This window comes from Pseudomonas sp. NBRC 111140 (assembly GCF_001320885.1).
GTDB classification, from domain to species: domain Bacteria; phylum Pseudomonadota; class Gammaproteobacteria; order Pseudomonadales; family Pseudomonadaceae; genus Aquipseudomonas; species Aquipseudomonas putida_P.
Genome location: NZ_BCBQ01000112.1, coordinates 1 through 17,854, shown reverse-complemented (window position 1 = coordinate 17,854; position 17,854 = coordinate 1). Strand labels below are relative to the sequence as shown.

The following is a 17,854-nucleotide window of genomic DNA, read 5'->3' as shown; positions in this document are numbered from 1 at the left end:
ACCGCCGACAAGCTGGTGCTCACCACCAACGCCTTCGGCATGAGCTTCGGCTTCCTCAAGGGCCGCATGCTGCCGGTGTTCACCTACGGCAGCATCACCCGGCCGCTGACCGAGGACGAACAGGCACGTCTTGGCGGCAAGCCCTACTGGGGCGTGATCCCGGCCGACCCGTTCGGCACCACCATGCGCCGCACCGTCGACAACCGCCTGTTGATCCGCAACAGCTTCAGCTACAACCCCGACGGGCGCAGCAATGGCAAATACCTGGAGCGCTTCGTCCAGCGCCACCGCGAATCGTTCGCCCGACGCTTCCCGATGTTGCCCAATGTGAACTTCGAATATACCTGGGGCGGTGCACTGGCATTATCGCGCAACCACATGGGCTTCTTTGGCAAGTTGGCGCCCAATGTTGTAGGTGCACTGTGCTGCAACGGCCTGGGCGTTACCCGTGGCACCGTTACCGGCAAGTTGCTGGCCGACTGGCTGGCTGGCGACAAGCACGAGCTGATCGAGTTTTTGCTCAATGCCCCCGGGCCCTCTGCAAACCCGCCGCAACCCCTGGTTTCCCTGGGGCTGAACGCCAACCTCATGTGGGGGCAGTTCCGCGCTGGCAAAGAAAGCTGATCGTCAGCTGAGTTAGGCCAATAGAACATTTACGTCGGCATTGGTTGGCCGGCACGGGCGCGGCTTGCCCGAACTTGATGATCGAGATGCGCAGTTCGATCACCCGGGGCTGAAGGCGGTTTTCAGTTTCGCGGACGCGCTCGCCCTGCAAATGTGCATGTAACAGAAATGGTAGGAACAATAATGACAAGTCCGAATGTTTCGATTGAAGATGTACCGATCAACAACTTCCACCAGTGGCTGACCCTGCGCTCCGGTGGCGGCTCGTTCGTCGACGGCTATGTACTGAGCATCATCGGCGTGGCCATGGTGCAGATGTCCGCAGGGCTCAACCTGACCAGTTTCTGGCAGGGCATGATCGCCGCCTCGGCGTTGATCGGCATTTTCTTCGGTGGTTTCTTCGGCGGTTGGCTGACCGACCGCTTCGGCCGCAAGCGCGTGTTCTTCGTTGGCCCGACCTTGTTCATCCTGGCTTCGGTCGCGCAGTTCTGGGTCGAGTCGGCGCTGGTATTGTTCCTGCTGCGGTTCGCCATCGGTATTGCCGTGGGTATCGAATATCCGGTCGCCACGTCGCTGCTGGTGGAGTTTCTGCCCAGGAAGAACCGTGGCCCGCGCCTGGCTACCCTGACGGTGTTGTGGTTTGCCGGCGCCGCCACTGCCTATCTGGCGGGTGAGGCCATCCTTCGCCACGGCGGCGACGATGCCTGGCGCCTGGTGCTGGCCAGCGCCGCAGTGATCGGTGCGCTGCTGTTCGCCATCCGCCTGGGTACTCCCGAATCGCCACGCTGGCTGATCAGCAAGGGCCGCTCGGCCGAGGCCGATGAGGTGATCAAGCGCGTCTACGGCCAGGGGTTTTCGCTGAGCAACCTGCCGGAAGAGCCCAAGACCCGCAAACTGTCGTTCCTCAGCCTGCTGCACTCCGGCTATGGCAAGCGCATGTTGTTCGTCACCATGTTCTGGACCTGCTCGGTGATCCCTGTGTTTGCGGTGTACGCATTCGCCCCGAAAGTGCTGGGCGCGCTGAACCTCAAAGGTGACTGGGCATCGATCGGCTCCATTGCAATCACCTTCCTCTTCGTGGTCGGCTGTATTGTGGGCACCCGCCTGCTCAACACCATCGGCCGGCGCACCACGCTGTTGCACAGCTTCTTCTGGTCGGGGTTGGCGCTGCTGGGCCTGGGTGCCTTCAGCAACGGCAACGAGATGCTCATCCTGGTGCTGTTTGGTGCCTATGCCTTGTTCATCGGTGGCGCCCAGGTGCTGCAGCTGGTGTACCCCAACGAATTGTTCCCCACCGAAATCCGTGCCGGCGCCGTGGGCGTGGGCACCTCCATGTCGCGGGTCGGTGCCGCCGTCGGCACCTGGCTGGTGCCCATCGCCCTCGATAGCTACGGCATCGGCGCCACCATGTACGCCGCCGCTGCCGTGACCTTCGTCGGCCTGGCTTTCTCGGTTGCCCTGGCCCCGGAAACCCGCTCGCTGAACCTGCAACAAGCGGCTTCGCTGAGCTGAAACCCTACAACCCGCCGCAGCGTCTTTGCGTTGCGGCCTTCACAACACTGAGCAACGCACTGGAGAACCTACCGTGAAATTCGAAGGCATCTACACCCCGGCAATCACTCCGCTGGCTGCGGACGGCTCGATCGACAAGGCGGCGTTCGCCGAGGTCCTCGAATACCTGGTCGAGTCGAAAGTCCACGGCGTCATCATTGGCGGCTCCACCGGCGAGTACTACGCCCACACCACCCAGGAGCGCATCGACCTGGCTGCCCAGGCCAAGGACGTGCTCAACGGCCGCCTGCCGCTGATCGTCGGCACCGGTGGCATCCGTACCGAAGATGCGGTTGCCTTCGCCCAGCACGCCAAGGAAATCAAGGCTGACGCGCTGCTGGTCGGCACCCCACCGTACGCGCTGCCGACCCAGCAGGAAATCGCCCTGCACGTGAAGGCTGTCGACGCTGCCGCCGGTCTGCCGATCATGCTCTACAACTACCCAGGCCGCATGAGCGTGAGCATGGGTGAAGCATTCTTCGACGCCGTGGCCGACCTGAAGAACATCGTCGCCATCAAGGAAAGCTCCGGTGACATGGCCCAGCTGCACCGCCTGGCCATCCATCGCCCGAACATCCAGCTGTCGTGCGGCTGGGACGACCAGGCCCTGGAGTTCTTCGCCTGGGGCGCCCAGAGCTGGGTCTGCGCCGGTTCCAACTTCATCCCGCGCGAGCACGTGGTCCTCTACGAGGCCTGCGTGATCGAGAAGGACTTCGCCAAAGGCCGCAAGATCATGGCCGCCATGATGCCGCTGATGGACTTCCTGGAAGGTGGCAAGTTCGTCCAGGCCATCAAGAACGGCGTGGCCCTGAATGGCTTGAAAACCGGCGGCGTGCGCAAGCCGCTGTACGACCTGGATGACGCCGAGAAGCAAGCACTCAAGCGCGTGGTCACCGAGCTGAAAGCCACCATCGCCCAGATCAAATAAGGAGGCCGGAAAAATGGCTGAATTGCTGAGCAAGGAACAATACGCGGCCATCGCCGCCGAACTGCAACTGCGGACCAAGGCCTTCATCGACGGCGAATTCCGCGATGCCATCTCGGGCAAGACCTTCGTCACCACCAACCCGGCCACCGGCAAGCAACTGGCCGAGGTCGCCGCCTGCGACGTCAACGATGTCAACGTCGCCGTGGCCGCTGCCAAGCGTGTGTTCGAAGCAGGCACTTGGTCGAAGATGCAGCCCAGCGACCGCAAGCACGTGCTGCAGAAGTTCGCCCAGTTGCTGGAGGACAATGCCCACGAGCTGGCCGTGCTGGAAGCGTTGGACAGTGGCAAGCCGGTCAGCGAGTGCCAGACAGTCGATGTACCGGAAACCATCCACACGCTCCGCTGGCACGCCGAGCTGATCGACAAGATCTACGACGCCACCGCGCCGACCGGCAACGCAGCCGTCACCATGGTGGTGCGTGAAGCCATTGGCGTAGTCGGCCTGGTGCTGCCGTGGAACTTCCCGCTGCTGATGCTGGCCTGGAAGATTGCCCCATCGCTGGCTGCCGGTTGCTCGATTGTGGTCAAACCGGCCAAAGAAACCACCCTCAGCGCCCTGCGCGTGGCCGAGCTGGCCCACGAGGCCGGCATCCCGGCCGGTGTGTTCAACCTGGTGCCTGGCGGTGGCCGCGAAGTGGGTGAGGCCATCGGCCGGCACATGGATATCCCGATGGTCAGCTTCACCGGCTCGACCGACACTGGCCGCCTGTTCCTGAAATACGCTGCCGAGTCCAACCTCAAGCGCATCGTCCTGGAGCTGGGTGGCAAGAACCCGGCCGTGGTCATGAACGACGTCGAGGACCTGGACGAAGTGGCCCAGTTCGTCACCGCCGGTGCGTTCTGGAACATGGGGGAGAACTGCTCGGCCTCGTCGCGCCTGATCGTGCACAAGGACGTGAAGGACGAGCTGCTGAGCCTGATCGCCAAGCACCTGAAGGGCTGGAAGCTGGGCGACCCGCTGGACCCGGACAACCGCCTGGGCGCCATGGTCAGCAAGTCGCATTTCGAGAAGGTCAAGTCGTACCTGGAATACGCTGCCGAGCAGAAACTCAGCATCGTTCAGGGGGGCGAAACCGAGGACGGCGTGTTCGTGCAGCCGACCATCGTCGACAACGTTGGCCGTGACAACAAACTGTTCGTCGAGGAAATCTTCGGCCCGGTGCTGAGCGTGACCAGCTTCGAGACCATCGACGAGGCGATCGAGCTGGCCAACGACACCGTATACGGCCTGGCGGCTTCGGCCTACACCGGCAGCCTGCGCAATGCGCTGCGCCTGTCGCGTGAAATCCGCGCGGGTGTGGTCACAGTCAACTGCTTCGGCGAAGGTGACGTGACCACGCCGTTCGGTGGCTACAAAGAGTCTGGCTTTGGTGGGCGCGACAAGTCCATCTGGGCCCACGACCAGTACACGGAGCTGAAGACCATCTGGATCAACGCTTCGTGATTCGAGCAAGACCGGTGCTGTTCTGACGGAGCTCAGCACCTGGCCGCCCCTGCTGTTGCAGTGGCGGCCTTTTTATTACTTGAACTTGGGCCCCGAGCGGGTATTCAGCCCTTTGGCCAAACGGTCATACAGCACCACGTTCACCGTCGCTGCCAGGTTCATGCAACCCTCGGTCGGAATGTAGATAGTCTCTTCACACCACCCCCGCACTTCCTCGCTCAACGAACCATCCTCCGGCCCGAAGATGTAGATGGCCCGATCCGGGTGGGTATATTCCGGCAAGGGCCGTGCACCTTCCACCAGCTCCACCGCCACTGGCGTGCAGCCCAGCGGGATGATGCGCTGCAGATCGTCGATGCCGATCAGCGGGATGTCGTAGTGCACGCGCTTGGTGTCGGTGACGAAGTCACGCGCGCGCTCATACCGTTTGCCGGTGTAAAACACCGAATTGACGCCATAGCAGCCCGCGGCGCGCATCACCGAGCCGACGTTTTCTGCCGACTTTGGGTTGAACAGGCCGATGCAGCTGTATCGTTTGTTTGCCACGTACCGGGGCCCTTCGCGAAAAAAGCGCGATTATACGGGCTGCCCGGTAGCTGCGGGGGGCAAATCGATGGTCAGTCTTTCTTCAGCATGCCCGCAAGACCAGCGAACGGGTTGTGAGTGGCCTTGGCGATGCTCGGGGTGCTGGTGGAGCCTTCGCTGAAGTACTGCTGGTCGGTGTAGCGCGAGTGCTCGTTGTCGTGGCAGTAAAGGCACAGCAGCTCCCAGTTGGAGCCGTCCTGCGGGTTGTTGTCGTGGTTGTGGTCGCGGTGGTGCACGGTCAGCTCGCTCAGGCGCTTGCCGGCGAACTCGCGGGCGCAGCGGCCACAAACGTGCGGGTACATTCTCAGGGCCTTGTCGCGGTAGCCCATTTCCTTGTCGCGCTTGGCGTCGGCCAGAATGCGGTCGAGGCGCGCGGTGGCGGCGGCGGAAGAGGTGGAGCTCATGGTGTTTCCTTTGTTCTGATCAGGCAGATGACGGTTATGTCATTGAGTCTAGCGCGCTTGCAGGGCAGGCGGACAGGCGAAAGCTTTGATTTAGGCGTAGGCTGTTGGAAGGTTCCCGACAGGAGGTTGCTGATGTTTCACGCGATCCTCACCGCGCTGTTGCTGGCAGGCTGGCCCCTGGCCGAAGCCGCCAGCACGCCACCCCGGCTCACTACCCCGGTACCCGGCGCACCCGGTACGCCGACGCCTACGCCATACCCGCAGATAACCCCGAGTACGCCGCCCAAGGCCTATGACAGCCAGCCGGGGGCGCCGCTGTTGCCACCGATGCCGGTGCCCGGGCCGCCGAAGGACCAGCCATTGCCGGGGTTGCGGCCAGAACCGCCGAAACCGGCGGTGGATGATGATTGATATAGCAGACGTGTGTGGCGGTGGTTTTTGGGGCTGCTTTGCAGCCCATCGCGACACTAGGCCGCTTCCACAGATACCGCGCAGGACTCATGTGGGAGCGGCCTTGTGTCGCGAAAGGGGCGCAAAGCGCCCCTAGCTATCTCAAACGATACCCAGCTCGCCGAATACGAACGCATATTCCAGCGCCACATCCTTCAGCCCTTGGTATCGCCCGCTCATCCCGCCATGCCCTGCGCCCATTTCGGTCTTGAGCAGCAGCAGGTGGTCGTCGGTCTTGCGCGTACGCAACCGCGCCACCCATTTGGCCGCTTCCCAGTACTGCACGCGGCTGTCGTTGTAACCCGCCACCACCAGCATCGCTGGATAGTCCTGGGCCTTTACGTTCTCATAAGGTGCATACGCCTTGATGCGCTCGTAAACCTGCGGTTCCTCTGGGTTGCCCCATTCGTCGTATTCGGTCACGGTCAGCGGTAGCTCGGGGTCGAGCATGGTGTTGAGCACGTCGACGAACGGCACTTCGGCAATCGCGCAGCGGAACAGCTCGGGGCGCAGGTTGAGCACCGTGCCGATCAGCAGGCCGCCGGCGCTGCCGCCGCTGATGGCCAAGCGATCGGCAGCCGTCACGCCTTTGGCGATCAGGTGTTCGGCGCAGGCGATGAAGTCGCTGAAGGTGTTGTGCTTGTACTCCTGCTTGCCCGCGCGGTACCAGGCTTCACCCAGTTCACCGCCGCCGCGCACGTGGGCGATGGCAAAGGCCACGCCACGCTCCAGCAGGCTCAGGCGCGCATGGGAGAACCACGGGTCGAGGCTTTCCCCATAGGCGCCGTAACCGTACAGGTACAGTGGCACGGTCTTGCCCTGGTCGCGGCGACGGCGTACCAGGCTGATCGGCACCTGGGTGCCGTCCGCCGCAGTCGCCCACAGGCGCTCGCTGACATAGTCATCGGCATCGAACGCACCCAGCACCGGGGTTTGCTTGAGCACAACCTGCGCGCCCGTGGCCAGCTCCAGCTGGCGCACCTGGGCCGGGCGATTGAGGGCTTCGTAGCGCAGGCGCACGCGTGTGCTGACGAACTCCAAGCTGTCCTGTACGTACAGGCTGTAGGCGGCGTCGGGTAGCTCGACGCGATAGGCCGACAGCCCCTGCGGGCGTACTTCGATGATTGGCAGGCCGCCTTCACGCAGGCTCAGGGTGAGGGCGCTGGCATTGAGGCTGAGGCCTTCGAGCATGATTGCGTCGCGGTGCGCCACCAGCACCTGCCATTGCTCACGGCCTGGCACTGGCGCGACAGGGGCATGGTAAAGAGCGAAGTTGATGCCGTCCTGGTTGGTACGGATGAACCAGCGCCACTCGCCGTCGAGCTGGCCATGGTCGGGGAAATATTCATGGCCTTCGACACGCGGCGCCAGGCAGGTGAACGGCGCCTGCGGGGTTTCGGCGTCCAGTACCCAGGCTTCGCTGGTGGTCTTGCTGTTCAGCAGCAGCACCAGTTGGCGCTCGGAGCTGGTGCGATAGCAGTGCAGGAAGAAGCGCCCGTCGGGCTCTTCGAACACGGTCTGCACGGCGTCAGTTCCCAGGGTGTGGCGATGCAGGCGCCATGGCCGATGGGTGTCGTCCAGTTCGGCGAAGAACAGCGTTTGGCTGTCGTTGGCCCAGGTCAGGCTGCCGTCGCAGTCGTCGAAGGGCAGGGGCGTGACGCTGCCACTGGCCAAGTCCTTGACGTACAGGGTGTAGATTTCGTCGCCGCTGGTGTCGAGGCTGTAGGCCAGCAGGCGGTGGTCGGGGCTGACGTTGAACGCCCCCAGCGACAGGAAGCCGCCATTGGCCAGGGCGTTGGGGTCGAGCAGCAGTTGCTCCTGGCTTTCATCGACGGTGTTCGAATCGTCGGCAGGGCGTGGGCAGCGGTAGTGACGTGGGTACTCGTCGCCGGCGGTGGTGCGGGTGTAGTACAGGTAGGGGCCCCAGGGCGACGGCAGCGACAGGTCGGTTTCCAGGATGCGACCCTTGATCTCTTCGAACAACTGCTCACGCAACGCTGCCTGGTCGGCCAGGCAGGCTTCCTGGTAGGCGTTTTCGGCTTGCAGGTAGGCGAGTACCTCGGGGGTGTCGCGCTGTTGCAGCCAGGCGTACGGGTCGGCGGCGTTATCGGCGTGGGCGATGGGCGGCTGAGGCTTGTTGGGCATGGGTGATCTCTTGGCTGGGGACAGGCAAACACTGTCTGCGCCCGGAAAAGTGTTTATCATAGGCATCTCTTTGCCTGGCTTGCACGAACACCATGACCGAGAACGACTACACCTTCGCCTGGGGCCTGTACGCTGTGGCCGCGCTGGGCTGCCTGCTGGTGGGCTTCAAGCTCACCGGCTGGATGTGGCGCTGGCTGCGCGAACCGCTGCGGGTGGTGCTGGCGGTGCTGCTGCTGACGCCGACCATCGTCGACCCGGTAAAGGACAGCTTCGCCCCGGCCATTGCCATCACCGCGTTGGACGTCGCCTTCAAGGTCGGTAACAACGCCTGGCGAGCAGTGTCCGACTTCGCCATGTATGGCTTGATCGCCTTTGGCCTGTATTTCCTCTTCGTGCTGCTGCGCTGGCCGCTTGAAAAACGCGCCCGTGAGCGCCGCGCGCAGGCCGAAGCCGCCGCCAAGCGCCAAGCGGTTGAAGATGATGCAGTCGTTGCCCATGCGCCGCTGGCCGCTGAGCGCGGCGACCGTTACCGTGACGCCCCGCCCCCAGCCGCCCCGCGTGGCGGTGGCCGGGTCGAGCCCCGTCTGTAAACGGAGACACGCCTATGTGTGAACTGCTGGGCATGAGTGCCAACGTCCCTACCGACATCGTTTTCAGCTTCACAGGCCTGATGCAGCGCGGTGGGCGCACCGGCCCTCACCGTGATGGCTGGGGTATCGGCTTTTACGAAGGCCGTGGCCTGCGCCTGTTCCAGGACCCAGCCGCGAGCAGCGAATCGGAAGTGGCTAACCTGGTGCAGCGCTACCCGATCAAGAGCGAAGTGGTGATCGGTCATATCCGCCAGGCCAACGTCGGCAAGGTGTGCCTGTCCAACACCCACCCGTTCGTGCGGGAAATGTGGGGGCGCAACTGGTGCTTCGCGCACAACGGCCAGTTGGGCGACTTCAAGGGCCAGGCCAGCTTCTACCGGCCGGTCGGTGATACCGACAGCGAGGCGGCTTTCTGCGACCTGCTCAACCGCATTCGCAGTGCCTTTCCAGAGCCGGTACCGGTGGAACAGCTGCTGCAGGTGCTGGTCGAAGCCTGTGCGGGTTACCGTGGGCAGGGCGTGTTCAACTGCATGCTCAGTGACGGCGACTGGCTGTTCTGCTTCTGCTCGACCAAGCTGGTGCACATCACCCGGCGAGCGCCGTTTGGCGCTGCACGCTTGAAAGATGTCGACCTGATCGTTGATTTTCATACCGAAACCACCCCCAACGACGTGGTCACGGTGATCGCCACCGAGGCCCTGACCGAAAACGAGACCTGGCACCGCTACGAGCCGGGTCAGTGGGCGCTGTGGCGCCATGGCGAATGCGTGGCGCACGGCCAAAGCTAAGGACGCTGCATGTTCAGAAGTTACCTGCGGTTGCTGCTGTTCACCTTCGGCCTGCTGGCCGGCATTCAGGTCCCGGGGCTGGTCAAGGACTATAGCCAGCGGGTCGAGGCGCACCTGTTCGAGTCGCGCGAGGCGCTCGACGGGTTTCGGCAAACGGCTGAGCGCTTTTTCAAAGGCGACTTGCAGGCGCTGCTGCAGCATTACCGCAGCAGTGACGACCCGGTGTTCAACAGTGATGCCAACAGCATCGAAAGCCTGATGATCCGCAACGAACTGCTGGAAAACGAATGGCAGGCGCTGCAAGGGCCGTGGGCCGAGCGTACCTGGCATGTGCTGGTGCAGGCCGACCCGCAGTTGCGCGAAGAAACCCTCAATGGCTATAGCTACCAGATTTTGCTGGTGCCCGAGGCGATTGGCTGGGGCGTTGGCGCAGGGTTTGTGCTGGCCTTTGTGGTCGAAAGCCTGTTGCTGGGGATTGGCTGGGTGATCCTGGGTGGGCGGCGCAGGGCGGTGAAAGAAAGCTGGCGCTAAGCTGCGCGCAGCGCCCCCTGGGCTTTAGCAGTGATGCCAAGATTGTCGGGCCGGCGACACTCTCTGGCTCCATGACCTGCAGGCCGTGGCCGGGCCTCTCATGCGAACGCAGTCGTCAGGACAAGGCGGTCGCATGAAAGCCATGTTGTAATTGGAGAAGGAAACTGCATTTCATCACGTTTTGTCCGTGGATGATTTAGCAATATCCAAGAACTCAAAATTGCAGGATAGTTTGAACTTGGATGTTTCCTTGTTTGTTTTGGGAGGGGCATTTTTCAGGGGGGCGGGCATGTCTGGCGTCCTGCTGTGCTCAGCCTCGAAACTGCCAGAAACATCGGTAATCTTGAAGTTTCCCATTTTTGTATCAAACTTTACTGTTCCAACCATGCTGCCGGAAATCATGCCGTCATAAATGCATTTGACGAAAATATTATTGTTAAAATCGCTGGTCGAGTAAACTCCATCCGGAAGTCCTTTTTTTATAGATACGACGACGCGATCAAACGGTTTGTCTAGAATGGCGACACCTCTCCAATAGTTCGCATCACTGATAGTTAAATATACATCGATAGGTTTGAGAGGCGCTTCTCGTCCGAGTGGCCATTTCATCTTGCCTTTGAACTTTCCGGGGTGGCTGTCGGATGTTTTGGGCTCACCGTAAAATGGATCCTCAAGCAGTTGCTTTTCACTTTTCATGATCGTTCACTCTACGCTGGTGTGCAGTAGTTGCACGAACGGTAAACTACGCGGCATAACCCGAATTTACTACTGGCAGAATTATCAGGTGCGGAGTTTGGCGTTTTCTCTGCTGGAACCGCCAGTTCAATCGTTTCCACAGGACTTGGGTGGCAGCCATTCACGGGATGAGAACCGTAGGCGGTAGTCCAAAAACCACGCTGGTCGTATCAGAAGAGCATTATCCGCTGCCCCCCCACATCCCGCGCATACGCTTCCAGCACCTGTCGACAAACCCCAACCACCTCATCCACCAACGCCACCCCGGTCTGCCACGCCACCACCAGCTCCAGGCTCGGCGGCGGTTGCAGCCCCTCCAGCAGCACCAACTCACCCCGGCCCAGCTCGGCATCCACCAGCGCCGGGGGCAACGCGCCAATGCCAAAACCGTCGCGCAACAGCCGGGTGATCGCCGCCACCGAGTTCACGCAGTTCAACCGCGGCGCTTCTGCGCCCGCAGCTTGCAGCAGGCTCAGCACCTCTTGGTGCGGCCGTGAGTTCTTCGAGAAGGTGATGATGCGCTCGCGACCAAGCTCGGCCAGCGAGGCATAGTCCCGGTGCTGGTGCGACCCGGCAGCCACTACCCAGCCCATCGGGTAGCGCGCCAGGTCGAGGCTGCGGATGGACTGCTCGCGCAGCAAGTCGGTCTGCAGAATCACGTCGAGAAAACCCTTTTGCAACTGCTCGCGCAGGTTCAGCGCGGTGTCGGCCACCAGCTCGATTTCCACCTGTGGGTAGCGCTCGGTCAGTTCCGCCACCAGCGCGCTCATCCAGGTGTGGATTACCGTGTCCATCACGCCAATACGAATTCGCCCGACCTTGGCCCGGTCGCTGTCCAGCGACTGCTTCATGGCCTTGGCGGTTTCCAGCATGCGCTCGGCATATTCCAGCACCTTGCCACCTTCCGGGGTCAGGCTGACACCCCGAGAATCGCGCAGCAGCAGTTTTACGCCCAGGTCGGCCTCCAGCGCGGCAATGCGGCTGGACACCGAGGCCTGGGTGGTGAACAGCTTTTGCGCCGTCAGGCGGAAGCTTTTGAGCCGGGCGACCCAGACGAAGGTTTCGAGGAAGCGAAGGTTCATGATCAGTTTTTCTTGTTCCAGACCGGCGGTTTTTATCGTTGGACTCAAGCGTCGCGGCCTCTGAACAATGGTGCCCAGGCCGCGACGCTTTATGTCGCCCATAAAACAATACCAACAAGCCGAGGCATCCATGAACCCCACCGGCGTGCAGCAGCAGGTCAGTTCCCCCCCTTCGTCCGGGCCCTTCGCCTGGTACCGCGACATCGACAAACAGCAACGGCGCACCTTCTGGAGCTGCAAGATCGGCTATGGCCTGGACGGCATGGACACGCAGATGCTCAGCTTCGTCATCCCCACGCTGATCATGCTGTGGGGCATCACCACCACCGAAGCCGGGTTGATCCACACCAGCACGCTGATCGCTTCGGCCGTGGGTGGCTGGGTGGCCGGTATTCTTTCCGACCGCATCGGCCGGGTACGCACCCTGCAGTTGACGGTGCTGTGGTTCGCCTTCTTCACCTTCCTGTGCGGCTTCGCCCAGAACTATGAGCAACTGCTGATCGCCCGCACCTTGATGGGCTTTGGTTTCGGCGGCGAATGGACCGCCGGTGCGGTGTTGATCGGCGAAGTGATCCGTGCTCAGGACCGAGGCAAGGCGGTTGGTATGGTGCAGTCCGGCTGGGCCATCGGCTGGGGCCTCACGGCGATTCTCTATGCGCTGCTGTTCTCATGGTTGCCGCCAGAGCAGGCCTGGCGTGCACTGTTCCTGCTGGGGCTGGTACCGGCGATCTTCGTGATTTTCGTTCGCCGCCTGGTCAAGGACCCCGAGGTATACCGCGAGGCCAAGTCGGTGGAAAACGCCGAGGCACCTTCGCACTTCTACGAAATCTTCGCACCGGGCATGCTCTGGACCACTGTACGTGCGTCCCTGCTGACCACTGGCGCACTGGGTGGGTACTACGCCATCACCTCGTGGCTGCCGACCTTCCTCAAGAACGAGCGCGGTCTGAGCGTGCTGGGCACGGGTGGCTACCTGGCCATGGTGATCGTCGGCTCGTACGTGGGTTATGTGGTCAGCGCGTACTTGTCCGACCTGCTGGGGCGCAAGAAGAACTTCATCCTGTTCGCCGTGGGCTCGTTCGTCATCGTGCTGCTGTACACGCAGATGCCGGTCAGCGATGGGGTGATGCTGTGGCTGGGCTTCCCGCTGGGCTTCTTCGCATCGGGTATCTTCAGCGGCATGGGCGCATTCCTGACCGAACTGTTCCCCACGCGCATCCGGGGCTCGGGGCAGGGTTTCTGCTACAACATCGGCAAAGTCATTGCGGCGCTGTTCCCGTTGCTGATCGGCATGCTCGGCCAGAACGTGCCCCTGGGCCTGGGTATCGGCGTGTTTTCTGCGGTGTCCTACGGCATTGTGATCGTGGCCGCCTTGAGCCTGCCGGAAACACGCGGCAAACAGCTGCTGGCGCGGTAAGGTAGGCCTATGAACAACAACAAGGGAGACCGCGTGGTGGAACGCCTGCTACTCAATTGCGACATGGGCGAGAGTTTCGGCAGCTGGCGCATGGGCCTGGATGCCGAGGTCATGCCTTACATCGATTGCGCCAACATCGCCTGCGGCTACCACGCTGGCGACCCCAGCATCATGCGCCGCACCGTGGCTTTGGCGTTGGAGCACGGCGTGACCATCGGTGCGCACCCGGCCTACCCGGACCTGGTCGGCTTCGGCCGCCGCTCCATGGCCTGCAGCCCCGAGGAAATCCGCGACCTGCTGCACTACCAGATCGGTGCGCTGGACGGCATCTGCAAAGTGCTGGGTGGCCGCGTGGCCTACGTGAAGCCCCATGGTGCGCTGTACAACGACATGATGGCCGACCCGCTCAAACTGCGCACGGTGCTGGAGGCCGTGGCAGCCTACGACAGCACCCTGCCGCTGATGTTGATGGCCACCGCCGACAACCGGGCCGCCCAGGCCTTGGGCGATGAAATCGGCGTACCGCTGTGGTTCGAGGCGTTCGCTGACCGCGCCTACACCGCCAGCGGCCACTTGGTATCGCGCCGCTTGCCGGGTGCGGTGCATCACGACCCGGCGCTGGTGGTGGAGCAAGCCGTGCGCCTGGCCCGTGGTGACACACTGGTAGCGGACGATGGTAGCGCCCTGCGCCTGCAGGCAAGCACGCTGTGCGTACATGGCGATAACGACAGCTCGGTGGCGGCGGTGCGGCAGATACGCCAGGCCCTCGATGCCTTGGAGCCGCGATGAAAGCGCGCATTGAAGTGGTGGCCATCGACAGCCTGATGGTGCGCTTGTTCGACCGTATCGACGAGGCCAACATGCCGTGGATGCTTGCAGCCAGCCAGCGTTTGAGCGCAGCGTTCGGCGAGCATCTGCTGGACCTGGTGCCGTCCTACACCACGCTGATGGTGCAGTTCGCCCTGCCGCCTGGCGAGGCGAGGGCACTGATTGATCAGGCGCTGGAAGGTTTGCAGCCCGACGCCGGCGGCGGCGGGCGCCGACATGAGATCCCGGTGTGGTACGACGCCAGTGTCGGCCCTGAACTGCCTGTGCTGGCGGCCCGTAGCGGGTTGACTGAAGCCGAGGTTGTTCACTTGCACAGCGAACGTGATTACCCGGTTTTTGCTTTGGGGTTCGCCCCCGGTTTCGGTTTCATGGGCCTGGTGGACGAACGCCTGGCCAGCCCACGCCTGAGCACCCCGCGCAAGCGGGTGGCGGCGGGTAGCGTGGGCATTGCCGAGCGCCAGACGGCGGCGTATCCGGCGGTATCGCCGGGTGGCTGGAACCTGATCGGGCGTACCCCGGTGCGCTTGTTCGACCGAGAGCGTGAGGGCTACAGCCTGTTGCAACCGGGTGATCGGGTGCGTTTCGTGCCGGTTTCGCGTAGCGAGTTCCTGGCCTTGGGCGGTGATGTGGAGGCGCAAGGATGACGCAGTTGAAGATCGAGGCCAGTACGCCGTTGTGTCAGTTGCAGGACGCCGGGCGTTTCGGCGTACGCCACCTGGGGGTGACCCAGGGCGGCGCGTTGGACTGGGTGGCGATGCACTGGGCCAACTGGCTGCTGGGCAACCCGTTGGACGCGCCGGTTGTCGAGGTGGCGCTGGGAGGTTTTTGTGCAGTGGCGGAGCAGGATTGTGTGCTGGCGCTGGCCGGTGCCGACCTGGACGCGCGCGTCGATGATCAGCCGATCGCACCTTGGCGCAGCTTTGCTCTGGGCCAGGGGCAGCGCCTGACCCTGAAGCAGCCCAGGCAGGGTGTGCGGGCATACCTGGCGGCACCGGGTGGGTTCATGGGCGAGGATGTACTGGGCAGTTGTGCCACGGTGGTCCGTGAAGAACTGGGTGGCATCGATGGCCAGGGTGCCGCGTTGGCTAAAGGCCAGGCATTAAGTTTCACCGGCAGCGATGCAACCCTGCGCGAGGTGCCGCACGCACTGCGTCCACAGTACCCGCAAAAGCCTGTACTTGACCTGGTGATGGGCGCGCAGATCGGTGAATTCAGCGGTACCAGCCTGTTCGAGGCCTTCAACCGGGAGTGGACACTGGACAGCCGGGCGGACCGCATGGGTATCCGTCTGTTGGGGCCGCAGCTGGTCTATCAGGGTGCACCGATGATTTCCGAAGGGATACCGCTGGGGGCGGTGCAGGTACCGCCGGATGGGCAGCCGATCGTGTTGCTCAATGACCGGCAGACCATTGGCGGTTATCCGCGGCTGGGGGCGTTGACGCCGTTGGCGCTGGCGCAGCTGGCGCAGTGCATGCCAGGGGCGGTGGTGCGGTTCAAGGCGGTGGTGCAGGACGAGGCTTGGCGGGAGCACCAGGTTTACCTGGACCGTTGGCGGTGAGGCTGCCAGCCCTTTCGCGGTAAACCCGCGAAAGGGCCCATAAAAGGGCCCATATAGGCTGCATCACTTGGACAGATACCGCATCCCTTCCTCTAACCCCTGCAAGGTCAACGGGTACATCTTGTCCTCGATCAAGTCCCTCACCAGATGGGTCGAAGCCGTGTAATCCCAGGCTTGCTTCGGATACGGGTTGATCCAGATGATCTTCCTGAATTTCTCCATGAACCGCTGCATCCACACGTACCCGGCCTCTTCGTTCCAGTGCTCCACGCTGCCACCTGGCTGGGTGATTTCGTAGGGCGCCATGGCCGCGTCGCCGACGAAAATCACTTTGTAGTCGTCGCCATACTTGTGCAGCAGGTCGAAGGTGGAATACCGCTCCGAGGTGCGGCGCAGGTTGTTCTTCCACACCGACTCGTAGAGGAAGTTGTGGAAGTAGTAGTACTCCAGGTGCTTGAACTCGGTTTTACAGGCTGAGAACAGCTCTTCGCAGACCTTGATGTGGGCGTCCATCGAGCCGCCGATATCGAACAGCAACAGCAGCTTGACGGTGTTGCGCCGTTCCGGGCGCATCTGGATGTTCAGCAACCCTGCGTCACGCGCGGTGTGGTCGATGGTGCCGTCGATGTCCAGCTCTTCGGCGGCGCCTTCACGGGCGAACTTGCGCAGCCGGCGCAGGGCCAGCTTGATGTTGCGTGTGCCCAGTTCCACCTGATCGTCGAGGTTCTTGTACTCGCGCTGGTCCCACACCTTTACCGCTTTGCCTTGGCGTTTACCGGCCTCGCCAACGCGAATGCCTTCGGGGTTGAAACCGCCCGAGCCGAACGGGCTGGTGCCGCCGGTACCGATCCACTTGTTGCCGCCAGCGTGGCGTTCCTTTTGCTCTTCAAGGCGTTTCTTGAATGCCTCGATCAGCTTGTCCAGGCCGCCCAGCGACTGGATCTGCGCGCGTTCTTCCTCGCTCAGCGAGCGCTCGAACTCCTTGCGCAGCCAGTCTTCGGGGATCAGTGCCTCGATATGCCGGTCGAGGTTTTCCAGGCCTTTGAAGTAGGCGGCAAAGGCCCGGTCGAACTTGTCGAAATGGCGTTCGTCCTTCACCAGGATGGCGCGGGCGAGGTAGTAGAATTCGTCCATGTCGGCGAACACCACGTGCTTTTGCAGGGCCTGATGCAGGTCCAGCAACTCGCGTACCGATACCGGCACCTTGGCCGCACGCATTTCATTGAACAGGTTGAGCAGCATGGCCCGGCTCCTGTCAGCGGTTGCCGCGCCGGCTCATGAAGGCCAGGCGCTCGAGCAGTTGCACGTCCTGCTCGTTCTTCACCAGCGCACCGGCCAGCGGCGGAATGGCCTTGGTCGGGTCGCGTTCGCGCAACACCGCTTCACCGATATTGTCGGCCATCAGCAACTTGAGCCAGTCGACCAGCTCGGAGGTGGACGGCTTTTTCTTCAGGCCCGGCACTTTGCGTACGTCGAAGAACACATCCAGCGCCTCACTGACCAGCGACTGGCTGATGTTCGGGTAATGCACGTCGACGATCTGCTGCAAGGTGGTGCGGTCGGGGAAGGCAATGTAGTGGAAGAAGCAGCGGCGCAGGAAAGCGTCCGGCAGCTCTTTTTCGTTGTTCGAGGTAATGATGATGATCGGGCGTTGCTTGGCCTTGATGGTCTCGTCGATTTCGTAGACGTAGAACTCCATCTTGTCGAGTTCTTGCAGCAGGTCGTTGGGGAACTCGATGTCGGCCTTGTCGATTTCGTCGATCAGCAGAATCACCCGCTCTTCGGCCTCGAAGGCCTCCCACAGCTTGCCCTTTTTCAGGTAATTGCGCACATCGTGCACCTTGTCCACGCCCAACTGCGAATCGCGCAGGCGGCTGACTGCGTCGTACTCGTACAGCCCTTGGTGGGCCTTGGTGGTGGACTTGATGTGCCAGGTGATCAGGCGAGCGCCGAACGAGGCGGCCAACTGCTCGGCGAGCATGGTCTTGCCGGTGCCCGGTTCACCCTTGACCAGCAGCGGGCGTTCGAGGGTGATAGCCGCATTTACCGCCAGTTTCAGGTCGTCTGTGGCGACGTAGTCGCGGGTGCCTTCGAACTTCATCGGTTTGTCCTCTGTTGTAAGCCTGTACAGGCC

Annotated in this window: 19 protein-coding genes; 12 read left to right on the top strand and 7 right to left on the bottom strand. The window is 62.5% G+C overall.

Annotated features, from left to right (window positions below; translation table 11 throughout):
* The 4 genes from APH42_RS25525 to APH42_RS25510 form a co-directional block, all read left to right on the top strand.
* Nucleotides 1–624: FAD-binding oxidoreductase (locus tag APH42_RS25525; RefSeq protein WP_156352905.1), on the top strand; the 624-nt coding region annotated here is incomplete at its 5' end.
* Nucleotides 625–807: 183 nt separating this feature from the next.
* Nucleotides 808–2,136 (top strand): MFS transporter, encoded by a 1,329-nt coding sequence (locus tag APH42_RS25520; RefSeq protein WP_060494512.1) that lies wholly within the window; start codon nt 808–810, stop codon nt 2,134–2,136.
* A gap of 73 nt (nt 2,137–2,209) precedes the next feature.
* Nucleotides 2,210–3,103 carry a dihydrodipicolinate synthase family protein gene (locus tag APH42_RS25515; protein WP_060494511.1) on the top strand — a complete coding sequence of 298 codons (894 nt, stop codon included), beginning with the start codon at nt 2,210–2,212 and terminating at the stop codon, nt 3,101–3,103.
* Between the two features lie 13 nt (nt 3,104–3,116).
* Complete coding sequence (locus tag APH42_RS25510; protein ID WP_012273681.1) at nt 3,117–4,607, top strand: aldehyde dehydrogenase; 1,491 nt, start codon at nt 3,117–3,119, stop codon at nt 4,605–4,607.
* A gap of 75 nt (nt 4,608–4,682) precedes the next feature.
* Here the strand turns inward: APH42_RS25510 and APH42_RS25505 are convergent, their stop codons facing one another.
* Together APH42_RS25505 and APH42_RS25500 are read right to left on the bottom strand one after the other, a co-directional pair.
* The gene (locus APH42_RS25505; protein ID WP_012273680.1) at nt 4,683–5,153 is read right to left on the bottom strand and encodes an RNA methyltransferase; all 471 of its coding nucleotides are present in this window, start codon (nt 5,151–5,153) and stop codon (nt 4,683–4,685) included.
* A 71-nt stretch (nt 5,154–5,224) separates the two neighbouring features.
* Nucleotides 5,225–5,596 (bottom strand): YajD family HNH nuclease, encoded by a 372-nt coding sequence (locus APH42_RS25500; protein ID WP_003254676.1) that lies wholly within the window; start codon nt 5,594–5,596, stop codon nt 5,225–5,227.
* Nucleotides 5,597–5,728: 132 nt separating this feature from the next.
* Between APH42_RS25500 and APH42_RS25495 the strand changes: the two genes are divergently transcribed.
* The gene (locus APH42_RS25495; protein WP_012273679.1) at nt 5,729–6,007 is read left to right on the top strand and encodes a hypothetical protein; all 279 of its coding nucleotides are present in this window, start codon (nt 5,729–5,731) and stop codon (nt 6,005–6,007) included.
* A gap of 141 nt (nt 6,008–6,148) precedes the next feature.
* Here APH42_RS25495 and APH42_RS25490 read toward each other — a convergent pair whose 3' ends face one another.
* Nucleotides 6,149–8,191, bottom strand: a complete 2,043-nt coding sequence (locus APH42_RS25490) for a S9 family peptidase (RefSeq protein WP_012273678.1) — start codon at nt 8,189–8,191, stop codon at nt 6,149–6,151.
* A 92-nt stretch (nt 8,192–8,283) separates the two neighbouring features.
* On the opposite strand from APH42_RS25490, the gene APH42_RS25485 reads away from it, so the two are divergent.
* From APH42_RS25485 to APH42_RS25475, 3 genes are read left to right on the top strand one after another with little or no spacing between them, the layout of a single operon-like run.
* Nucleotides 8,284–8,781: a hypothetical protein gene (locus tag APH42_RS25485; RefSeq protein ID WP_060494510.1), complete on the top strand. Its 498-nt coding sequence runs from the start codon at nt 8,284–8,286 to the stop codon at nt 8,779–8,781.
* Nucleotides 8,782–8,795: 14 nt separating this feature from the next.
* Nucleotides 8,796–9,569 (top strand): class II glutamine amidotransferase, encoded by a 774-nt coding sequence (locus APH42_RS25480; RefSeq protein ID WP_060494509.1) that lies wholly within the window; start codon nt 8,796–8,798, stop codon nt 9,567–9,569.
* A gap of 9 nt (nt 9,570–9,578) precedes the next feature.
* The gene (locus tag APH42_RS25475; protein WP_012273675.1) at nt 9,579–10,100 is read left to right on the top strand and encodes a DUF2937 family protein; all 522 of its coding nucleotides are present in this window, start codon (nt 9,579–9,581) and stop codon (nt 10,098–10,100) included.
* 174 nt (nt 10,101–10,274) lie between these two features.
* On the opposite strand, the gene APH42_RS25470 is transcribed toward APH42_RS25475, so the two are convergent.
* Both APH42_RS25470 and APH42_RS25465 read right to left on the bottom strand, forming a co-directional pair.
* On the bottom strand, nt 10,275–10,796 hold the full coding sequence (locus APH42_RS25470) for a hypothetical protein (protein ID WP_060494508.1): 522 nt from the start codon (nt 10,794–10,796) through the stop codon (nt 10,275–10,277).
* Between the two features lie 209 nt (nt 10,797–11,005).
* The gene (locus APH42_RS25465) at nt 11,006–11,917 is read right to left on the bottom strand and encodes a LysR family transcriptional regulator (protein WP_012273673.1); all 912 of its coding nucleotides are present in this window, start codon (nt 11,915–11,917) and stop codon (nt 11,006–11,008) included.
* Between the two features lie 130 nt (nt 11,918–12,047).
* Here APH42_RS25465 and APH42_RS25460 point away from each other — a divergent pair, with 130 nt between their 5' ends.
* Genes APH42_RS25460 through APH42_RS25445 form a run of 4 tightly spaced genes read left to right on the top strand, consistent with a single transcriptional unit; the run spans nt 12,048 to nt 15,720 of the window.
* The gene (locus tag APH42_RS25460; protein WP_012273672.1) at nt 12,048–13,334 is read left to right on the top strand and encodes an MFS transporter; all 1,287 of its coding nucleotides are present in this window, start codon (nt 12,048–12,050) and stop codon (nt 13,332–13,334) included.
* Between the two features lie 9 nt (nt 13,335–13,343).
* Entirely contained in the window at nt 13,344–14,123 is a 780-nt protein-coding gene (locus APH42_RS25455) for a 5-oxoprolinase subunit PxpA (RefSeq protein WP_012273671.1), read from the top strand.
* Nucleotides 14,120–14,806, top strand: a complete 687-nt coding sequence (gene pxpB / locus APH42_RS25450; protein WP_012273670.1) for a 5-oxoprolinase subunit PxpB — start codon at nt 14,120–14,122, stop codon at nt 14,804–14,806. The genes APH42_RS25455 and pxpB overlap by 4 nt, the downstream gene beginning before the upstream one ends.
* On the top strand, nt 14,803–15,720 hold the full coding sequence (locus APH42_RS25445; protein WP_060494507.1) for a biotin-dependent carboxyltransferase family protein: 918 nt from the start codon (nt 14,803–14,805) through the stop codon (nt 15,718–15,720). The genes pxpB and APH42_RS25445 overlap by 4 nt, the downstream gene beginning before the upstream one ends.
* 63 nt (nt 15,721–15,783) lie before the next feature.
* Here the strand turns inward: APH42_RS25445 and APH42_RS25440 are convergent, their stop codons facing one another.
* Both APH42_RS25440 and APH42_RS25435 read right to left on the bottom strand, forming a co-directional pair.
* Entirely contained in the window at nt 15,784–16,962 is a 1,179-nt protein-coding gene (locus APH42_RS25440; RefSeq protein WP_012273668.1) for a VWA domain-containing protein, read from the bottom strand.
* Nucleotides 16,963–16,975: 13 nt separating this feature from the next.
* Nucleotides 16,976–17,821, bottom strand: coding sequence for a MoxR family ATPase (locus APH42_RS25435; protein WP_012273667.1), 846 nt, complete (start codon nt 17,819–17,821; stop codon nt 16,976–16,978).
* Nucleotides 17,822–17,854: the final 33 nt, after the last annotated feature.

What these genes read in the sequence shown, in the direction of transcription:
- APH42_RS25510 (WP_012273681.1), top strand. Translation starts at nt 3,117, where the DNA reads ATGGCTGAATTGCTGAGCAAGGAACAATACGCGGCCATCGCCGCCGAA.
- APH42_RS25520 (WP_060494512.1), top strand. Translation starts at nt 808, where the DNA reads ATGACAAGTCCGAATGTTTCGATTGAAGATGTACCGATCAACAACTTC.
- APH42_RS25455 (WP_012273671.1), top strand. Translation starts at nt 13,344, where the DNA reads ATGAACAACAACAAGGGAGACCGCGTGGTGGAACGCCTGCTACTCAAT.
- APH42_RS25475 (WP_012273675.1), top strand. Translation starts at nt 9,579, where the DNA reads ATGTTCAGAAGTTACCTGCGGTTGCTGCTGTTCACCTTCGGCCTGCTG.
- APH42_RS25495 (WP_012273679.1), top strand. Translation starts at nt 5,729, where the DNA reads ATGTTTCACGCGATCCTCACCGCGCTGTTGCTGGCAGGCTGGCCCCTG.
- APH42_RS25440 (WP_012273668.1), bottom strand. Translation starts at nt 16,962, where the DNA reads ATGCTGCTCAACCTGTTCAATGAAATGCGTGCGGCCAAGGTGCCGGTA.
- APH42_RS25490 (WP_012273678.1), bottom strand. Translation starts at nt 8,191, where the DNA reads ATGCCCAACAAGCCTCAGCCGCCCATCGCCCACGCCGATAACGCCGCC.
- APH42_RS25500 (WP_003254676.1), bottom strand. Translation starts at nt 5,596, where the DNA reads ATGAGCTCCACCTCTTCCGCCGCCGCCACCGCGCGCCTCGACCGCATT.
- APH42_RS25470 (WP_060494508.1), bottom strand. Translation starts at nt 10,796, where the DNA reads ATGAAAAGTGAAAAGCAACTGCTTGAGGATCCATTTTACGGTGAGCCC.
- APH42_RS25485 (WP_060494510.1), top strand. Translation starts at nt 8,284, where the DNA reads ATGACCGAGAACGACTACACCTTCGCCTGGGGCCTGTACGCTGTGGCC.
- APH42_RS25435 (WP_012273667.1), bottom strand. Translation starts at nt 17,821, where the DNA reads ATGAAGTTCGAAGGCACCCGCGACTACGTCGCCACAGACGACCTGAAA.
- pxpB (WP_012273670.1), top strand. Translation starts at nt 14,120, where the DNA reads ATGAAAGCGCGCATTGAAGTGGTGGCCATCGACAGCCTGATGGTGCGC.
- APH42_RS25465 (WP_012273673.1), bottom strand. Translation starts at nt 11,917, where the DNA reads ATGAACCTTCGCTTCCTCGAAACCTTCGTCTGGGTCGCCCGGCTCAAA.
- APH42_RS25480 (WP_060494509.1), top strand. Translation starts at nt 8,796, where the DNA reads ATGTGTGAACTGCTGGGCATGAGTGCCAACGTCCCTACCGACATCGTT.
- APH42_RS25460 (WP_012273672.1), top strand. Translation starts at nt 12,048, where the DNA reads ATGAACCCCACCGGCGTGCAGCAGCAGGTCAGTTCCCCCCCTTCGTCC.
- APH42_RS25445 (WP_060494507.1), top strand. Translation starts at nt 14,803, where the DNA reads ATGACGCAGTTGAAGATCGAGGCCAGTACGCCGTTGTGTCAGTTGCAG.